The organism is Stenotrophomonas sp. YIM B13575, assembly GCF_042787595.1.
GTDB classification, from domain to species: Bacteria; Pseudomonadota; Gammaproteobacteria; order Xanthomonadales; family Xanthomonadaceae; genus Stenotrophomonas; species Stenotrophomonas lactitubi_B.
Genome location: NZ_JBHZOP010000171.1, coordinates 1 through 6,875, shown reverse-complemented (window position 1 = coordinate 6,875; position 6,875 = coordinate 1). Strand labels below are relative to the sequence as shown.

The 6,875-nt window shown below is 66.1% G+C and carries 6 protein-coding genes; 5 read left to right on the top strand and 1 reads right to left on the bottom strand.

Translation table 11 applies throughout. The annotated features are described in order from the left end of the window. Positions 1-206: 206 nt before the first annotated feature. Entirely contained in the window at positions 207-617 is a 411-nt protein-coding gene (locus ACFX4F_RS20095; protein ID WP_380658080.1) for a hypothetical protein, read from the bottom strand. 418 nt (positions 618-1,035) lie between these two features. Between ACFX4F_RS20095 and rodA the strand changes: the two genes are divergently transcribed. The 5 genes from rodA to ACFX4F_RS20070 all read left to right on the top strand — a co-directional run bounded on the left by rodA (position 1,036) and on the right by ACFX4F_RS20070 (position 6,804). Next, the gene (gene rodA, locus ACFX4F_RS20090; RefSeq protein WP_207761046.1) at positions 1,036-2,112 is read left to right on the top strand and encodes a rod shape-determining protein RodA; all 1,077 of its coding nucleotides are present in this window, start codon (positions 1,036-1,038) and stop codon (positions 2,110-2,112) included. A 524-nt stretch (positions 2,113-2,636) separates the two neighbouring features. Next, entirely contained in the window at positions 2,637-2,822 is a 186-nt protein-coding gene (locus tag ACFX4F_RS20085) for a hypothetical protein (RefSeq protein WP_380658078.1), read from the top strand. 272 nt (positions 2,823-3,094) lie between these two features. Next, the gene (gene mltB, locus ACFX4F_RS20080) at positions 3,095-4,240 is read left to right on the top strand and encodes a lytic murein transglycosylase B (protein WP_099820910.1); all 1,146 of its coding nucleotides are present in this window, start codon (positions 3,095-3,097) and stop codon (positions 4,238-4,240) included. Then, positions 4,237-5,487: a septal ring lytic transglycosylase RlpA family protein gene (locus ACFX4F_RS20075; protein ID WP_380658076.1), complete on the top strand. Its 1,251-nt coding sequence runs from the start codon at positions 4,237-4,239 to the stop codon at positions 5,485-5,487. Before mltB ends, ACFX4F_RS20075 begins: the two co-directional genes overlap by 4 nt. A 102-nt stretch (positions 5,488-5,589) precedes the next feature. Next, the gene (locus tag ACFX4F_RS20070; RefSeq protein WP_380658074.1) at positions 5,590-6,804 is read left to right on the top strand and encodes a D-alanyl-D-alanine carboxypeptidase family protein; all 1,215 of its coding nucleotides are present in this window, start codon (positions 5,590-5,592) and stop codon (positions 6,802-6,804) included. Positions 6,805-6,875 lie beyond the last annotated feature (71 nt).

Here is a 6,875-nt window from a genome sequence, read left to right as displayed (position 1 = left end):
GCCGGTGGGGGGCGCAGGGGACGCCGTGAATACGTCCTTGTAGGCTTAGCCGCGCCATCCATGGCGCGGATACCCCTGCGCCCCCCACCGGCACGGACCCCGACAGTTTCCTGCGGTGGCCACCCACGCAAAGAGAAAAACAGAGCAGAAGCGGGTCGCTTCGCTCTTTGTAGTGCCGAGCCATGCTCGGCTCAGGAATGCACGCATCACGCCGCCTGCAACTGCACATCCACATATTCCGACAGGCCTCTGCAGGCCAGCAGCAGCCCTTCGCGGGCGTCGTCGCCCAGTTGCTGCGTGTCGTCGCCGTCCACGCGCACGCGTTCGCTGGCGTGCAGCAGTTCCAGCAGGAAGGTCAGCCCGGCATTGGCGCGGTCGATGCGCGCCATCGCCATGCACTGCGCCTGTGTTCGCCCCTTGTGTGGCCACGGCTGACCATCTGCCGCTTCAACCTGACGGATGCGCTGCAGGCAGTCCAGCAGGGTAGGGCTGCCTGGACTGTTGGCGGCCTGCGTGGCGGTGAGCGTGGTTTCCAGTGCGCGGGCGATGTCGTCCGGCAGCTGGTGGGCGGCCTCGCCCAAGGTCGCGAACAGGTACGGGTAGGTGGAAGCGGACATGGCGGCATCCTTGTGCGGTAGGCAAGGGCCACCCCGCGTGCGTGCGAGGGTGGCGGACGATGCGTGGCTCCAATACCGGGGACAGACAGTTCCGGCGGGCACATGGCCCTCCACGCACCGCCCGCCAAAGACGCACGGACGGATTGCCAGCCGACGCCACCCAACAAGGAAAGGGCGACGCCGGCCGGCAAGCGTAAACAACTGTCTGTCCTTCGGGATTGGAGTCCCATGCCACCCGTTGTCGGTGGCACTACATGATGTGCACGGGAGCCCCCGCTGCTCCAATCAGAATTGTTTGAAACCCGGAAAATGCAGATGCCAAAGGCACTCATTACGCGAAGTGTCGATAGCGACAAACAGCGCTGACAGCTTCACGAAAGCGCCGGTTGCTACCGTGCCACGGGTGAAATGGAAACGAATGCTTGGCGGCTGCCGTGAGGTAGTGCGCACGATCGATCTGCCGTTGCTGGTCGCGTTGTTGATCCTGATGGGTGCAGGCCTTGCGGTGCTGCACAGCGTGAACGGACCGGTGGCGGGGCAGGCGATGCGCTTTGCGATGGGTCTGCTAGCGATGTGGCTGCTGTCGCGGGTCTCGCTGCTGCGCCTGCGCGCGTGGACACCTGCCATCTATGCGCTGTCGATGCTGCCGTTGATGGCGGTGTATGTGATCGGTACCGGTAAATACGGGCAACGCTGGCTCAACCTTGGCGTGTTCTATCTGCAGCCCTCGGAGCTGCTCAAACTCAGTCTGCCGTTGATGATGGCCTGGTATCTGCACCGTCAGCCGCTGCCGCCATCGCCGCGCACGGTGCTGACGGCAGCGGTGTTGATCGGGGTGCCAGCGGTGCTGATCCTGATGCAGCCCAATCTCGGTACCGCCACCCTGGTGACGGCCAGTGGCGTGTTTGCATTGCTGCTGGCTGGCCTGCAGTGGCGCTGGGTGATGGCCGGCCTGAGTGCGGTGTCGGTGGCGGCGCCGCTGGCGTGGTTCGGGCTGCTGCGGCAGTACCAGAAGAACCGTGTGCTGACCTTCCTGGATCCGGCGGCTGATCCGTTGGGCACCGGTTGGAACATCCTGCAATCGCGCATCGCCATCGGCTCGGGTGGCCTGCAGGGTCGTGGCTGGGGCCACGGCACACAGGCGACATTGGATTTCCTGCCGGAGTACACCACCGATTTCGCGTTCTCGGTATTGGCCGAGGAATTCGGCTGGATCGGCGTGGTGACGGTGTTCGCCTTGTATCTGTTCGTGGTCTGGCGCTGCCTGTCGATCGCGGTGCAGGCACGCGACACGCACGCGCGGTTGCTGGCCGGCAGTCTCGGCCTGGCGTTCTTCGTCTACGTGCTGGTCAACGGCGGGATGATTTCCGGCTTGCTGCCGGTGGTGGGCATTCCGATGCCGCTGATCAGCTACGGTGGCACTTCGGCGGTGTCGTTGCTGGCCGGCATCGGTCTGGTGATGGCGGTGCGCGGGCACCGGCCGGTACACGCGTAGGTTTCCAGCCAACGGCGCAGCCCCTCGCGGGTGGCCGCAAAGCGATTCATGAGGAGGCTCGGGTAGATGGGCTGCGCAGGGGCCGCTGCAAGTACGTCCCTGTAAGCTCGGTCGCCGCATCCATGCGGCTCACGCCCCTGCGCAGCCCATCTACCCGGCCACGGACACGTTCCTGTGGCGTCCACCCACGCAAGAAGAAAAAAGATCAAAAGCAAAAGCAGCATGGCCGGTTGCCCACGCTTCCAGTAGAGTCGAGCCCGCGCTCGGCTCAGAGCGCAGCGACCCGCTGTTGCTCTTCGCTCTTCTTTTCTCCTTGCGTGGGTGGACGCTGCAGGAAACCGTCAGAGGCCGGGCGGATTGGGTTCGCGGGGGTGTCCGCGCCATGGATGGCGCGGCCAAGCCTCCATGGACGGATTCACGGCGTCCGCCGCGAACCCAACCCGCCCGGCCAACCACGGCTGTTGCTTTCAGCGGCCACCCACGAGGGGCTGCGCCGTTCGCCGACCTTCGCCGCCGATGCACGCATGAATCTGCGCAAGCGCATTTCTGTAATCGTTCCCACAACGCCGCACAGCAGCATCGTCGCTGACGAAGTTCCATTAAAAGTGGGCGCCAATTCACATTTTGACGCCGCGTTGATCCTGATCAATGGACTTGTCGCAATCGGCCTGCACAATGGCGGCCCGTTCGGCATGGCGCGCCGTCTTTGATGCAGCGCGAGGGGCGTCGGATGGGAAAGCAGTACTGATCCAGCAGGTACAAGGAGCGCGGAGCACTGCCACTGGGGAGCGGCAGCCGCGCAGGTACCGACCGGGTCCGGCGGCCGGTTGCGTCTGCGGGGATGGGGACGCAACCGGCAACCTCTGCCTGAATGGGGCAGGTCAATCACGACGCCTTCACATTTCTCGCTGAACGCGAGCAAATCGTTGTGATTCATGGTCTTAGGGGTTTTAATTCATCCATGACCTGCTAACCTGCGGTGATGATTCGACGTTCTCTGGCCTGCATGCTCACCCTCGGCCTGGTCGCCTGTGCGACCCAGCCGACGTCCCCTCCGACTTCGCCCCAGGCCAGCAGTACGCCGCGCCACCCGGCGGCCAAGCCCCAGGGCCCGGCCGAAGCCGCGCCGGAAGCGGCAGCCGCTACGGCTGCACCGGTCGATCTCACCCCGGTGCCGTTCGAAACCGCGCGCGCCAGGTTCATTGCCGATACCGCCAAGCGTTACGGCCTGAAGCCCGATGAGATCCGCAACGTGCTCGACCAGGCGCAGGTGCGCCAGCCGATCATTGCCGCCATGTCGCGGCCGGCCGAACGGGTCAAACCGTGGAACGAATACCGGCCGATGTTCATCAGCAAGGCGCGCATCGATGGCGGCAAGGCGTTTCTTGCCCAGCATCGCGCCGAACTGGACCGTGTGCAGCAGCGCACCGGTGTGCCGGCTGAAGTGATCGTGGCGATCATCGGCGTGGAAACCAGCTACGGCAAGAATGCCGGCAGCCATCGCGTGCTCGACGCGCTGTATACGCTGGCCTTCTATTACCCGCGCAGTGGCGACCCGGCCAAGCTGGAACGCGAAGTACGCCGCGAGCTGTTCTTCCGCGATGAACTGGCCAAGCTGTTCGAACTCGGCCGCGAGGAAAAGCTGGACATCACCACGCTCAAGGGCAGCTATGCCGGCGCGATGGGCATGGGCCAGTTCATGCCCTCCAGCTATCTGGATTACGCGGTGGACGGCAACGGCGATGGCCGCCGTGACCTGTTCACCAGCTACGACGACGTGTTCTCGTCCATCGCCAACTACTTCGTGAAGAAGGGCGGTTGGGTGCGCGGCGGCCAGGTCGCCGTGCCGGCCACGCTCGCCGCCGGCCGCGAAGAGTTCAACCCGACCGAGTGGATGCCCACCTGGTCGCTGTCCGATCTGGCCCAGCGCGGCTACCAGCCGAGCGCACCGGTGCAGCCGGGCGCCACCGCCACCCCCATCACGCTTGAAGGCAGCACCGGCAAGCAGTACTGGCTGGGCTTCCAGAACTACTACGCGATCACCCGTTACAACCTCTCGAAGATGTACGCGATGGCCGTGTTCCAGTTGTCGCAGGCCATTGCCGGACAGGAGCTGCCCCCGGCATGAACATCAGATGGCTGGTCCCTGGATTGATCGTCCTCGCGCTGGCCGCCTGCAGCAGCGCGCCGAAAAAGCCGGCGACCGCCGGCCACGGTGGCAAGCCGTCCGGCACGGTGGTGCAGGGCAATGGCGGGCGTCCGGCGCATTGTCCGGAGGGTTCGCCGTACGCGGCCGCCACCGAGGACCTGTCCACCCGTGGCAACTACACCGCTGGCGGCCTGTACAAGCCCGGCGTGAAAGACACCACGCCCAGTTACGTGCCCAACGTGGCCTGCATTCCCGAGCCGGTGGTCACCAATGAAGACCGCTCGGCGATCGGCAACAAATCGCCCTACGTGGTGCTGGGCAAGCAGTACAAGGTGCTCGACGACACCCGCAACTACGTTGAACGTGGCACCGCTTCGTATTACGGCGCCAAGTTCCACGGCCGCCTGACCTCCAACCGCGAGGTCTACGACATGTACCAGTTCACCGCCGCGCACAAGACCTTGCCGCTGCCCAGCTTCGCCCGCGTGACCAACCTGGACAATGGCGAATCGGTGATCGTGCGCGTCAATGATCGTGGTCCGTTCCATGATGGCCGCGTGGTCGATCTCAGCTATGCCGCCGCCGTGCGCCTGGGCATCACCCAGCGCGGTACCGGCAACGTGGAAGTGCGCGCGGTGCAGCCGGGTGAAACCAACCTGATGGCGCAGAAGCCGTCGCGCCGCGAACGCCGTGCTGCTGAAGCGGCGGCGGCCACTGCTGCCGTCGCCAGCGCACGCCCCGCACCTGCCGCACGCGCGGTTGCCGACAGCGACATCGATCGCCTGGTCAACCGCCTGCCTGCCGATGGGGCGCCGGCGCGTGGCCAGCCGGCCACCACCCAGGCCGCCGTCAGCACGATGCCGGAGGTGGCGGTCAGTAGCCTGCCGCCCAGCGCCCCCGCGCCGCGTCCCGCCGCGCCGGTCGTGGCCACCGCCATGCCGCGCAGCCCGGCCCCGGCCCCGACCAGCAGCCCCAGCCTGTCGCAAAAGGTAGTGGGCGCGGTGATGCTGCAGGTTGCCAGCTTCTCCAACCGCGACAACGCCAACCGGGCGATGGGCCAGCTCAACGCCGCCGGCATCGTCGGTGCCACCATCAGCGACATCGCTGCCGGGGGTCGTACCCTGTGGCGCCTGCGGGTTCCGGCCAGCGACCATGCCAGCGCGGCGGAACTCGCCGGGCGCATCTCGGGTCTAGGCTTTGGCTCGCCGCAGATCGTCAAGGACTGATTCCGCCCGGGCCGGTGCTGCCGGCCCTTGCCACCCCGGCCTTACAATGGCCACCTTGTCCCATCCTTCACTTTCCGGCCGTCCCCTGGAGCCTGCTGTCCCATGAATTTCCGTTCCGCCGCCACTGCCCTGGCCGCCACCCTGGTGGTAGGCCTGGCCTCCGCCCAGACGCCGCTGCCGACCCCGGCCACGCCGACGCCTGCCGCTGCTGCCCCCGCCACCGTGGCCACGCCGCCGGCGCCCGCACCCAGCGTGTCCAAGGCCTGGGTGCTGATGGACTACGCCACCGGCCAGGTGCTGGCAGGCGAGAACATCAACGAACAGCTGGCCCCGGCCAGCATCACCAAGGTGATGACGTCCTACGTGATCGCCGCCGAGGTCAAGAACGGCAAGGTCCGTCCGGACGACCAGGTGATGATGAGCGAACGCGCCTGGCGCGAAGGTGGCGCCGGTACCGATGGCAGCTACAGCGGCTTCCCGGTCAACCAGACTGCGCGCCTGGAAGACATGGAAAAGGGCATGGCGATCCAGTCCGGCAATGACGCCGCGATCGCCCTGGCCGAGCACGTGGCCGGCAGCGAAGAAGCCTTTGCTTCGCTGATGAACAGCTACGCCGCCAAGATCGGCATGAAGAACTCGCACTTCGTGAACGCCCACGGCCTGACTGCCCCGGGCCATCACAGCAGCGCCTACGACCTGGCCCTGCTGGGCCGCGCGATGGTGCGCGATTACCCGGAAACCTACGCGTACAACAAGATCAAGGAATTCCAGGTCGGCACCATCAAGCAGCCCAACCGCAACCTGCTGTTGTGGCGCGATGGCAGCGTGGACGGGATCAAGACCGGCCACACTTCCGAAGCCGGCTACTGCCTGATGAGCTCGGCCCAGCGCGGTGACCAGCGTCTGGTCGCCGTGGTGCTGGGCGGCGCGTCGGAAAAGCAGCGCGCCGATGACAGCCTGGCCCTGTTGAACTGGGGCTTCCGCTTCTTCGAAACCCACCGCCTGTACGAGCCGGGCAAGGCCGTGGCCGAGCACAAGGTCTGGAAGGGCACCACCGACAAGGTGCAGCTGGGCGTGGCCCAGCCGATGCTGGTCAGCGTGCCGCGCGGTCGCTACAACGACCTGAAGCCGAGCATCGACGTGCCCAAGACCCTGGAAGCACCGTTCACCGCCGGCCAGCAGATCGGCACCGTCAAGGTCACCCTGGATGGCAAGCTGGTGGCCGAAGCGCCGCTGGTGGCCGTGGCTGCGGTCGAGCAGGCCGGCTTCTTCAAGCGCCTGTGGGACAGCTTCTGGATGTGGTGGGAATCGGAATGATCCGCAGCCTGCTGCGGTGAACGAAAAAGGCCGGCGAATGCCGGCCTTTTTCGTGGGATCCCGCCGGGGCG